The organism is Marivita sp. S6314 (assembly GCF_023015985.1).
Classification (GTDB): domain Bacteria; phylum Pseudomonadota; class Alphaproteobacteria; order Rhodobacterales; family Rhodobacteraceae; genus Marivita.
Window position 1 is genome coordinate 1 of the sequence record NZ_JALKAO010000031.1, and the last position, 488, is coordinate 488.

Below are 488 nucleotides of genomic sequence, written 5' to 3' on the forward strand. Positions count from 1 at the left end.
ATCAAGGCGCAGGGCGCGATGACGGTTCTGCTCAAGGACGCGATGCAGCCGAACCTGGTGCAGACGCTGGAAAACAACCCGGCCTTCGTGCATGGCGGCCCGTTTGCGAATATCGCGCACGGCTGTAACTCGGTGATTGCGACGACAACGGCGCTCAAGCTGGCGGATTACGTGGTGACCGAGGCGGGCTTCGGGGCGGACCTTGGTGCCGAGAAGTTCATGAACATCAAGTGCCGCAAGGCCGGCATCGCGCCCTCGGTCGTGGTCTGTGTGGCCACGGTGCGGGCGATGAAGATGAACGGCGGTGTCGCCAAGGCCGATCTCGGGGCCGAGAACGTGGACGCGGTCAAGAAGGGCTGCCCGAACCTGGGGCGTCACATCGAGAACCTCAAATCCTTCGGCGTGCCGGTGGTTGTGGCGATCAACCACTTTGTCACCGACACCGATGCCGAAGTGGAGGCGATCAAGTCCTACGTGGCCGAACATGG

General features: G+C 62.9%; 1 protein-coding gene. It reads left to right on the forward strand.

The window, feature by feature from the left end:
- Nucleotides 1-488, forward strand: a 488-nt coding sequence (locus MWU54_RS18870; RefSeq protein ID WP_247086761.1) for a formate--tetrahydrofolate ligase, incomplete at both ends; no start/stop codon positions are given.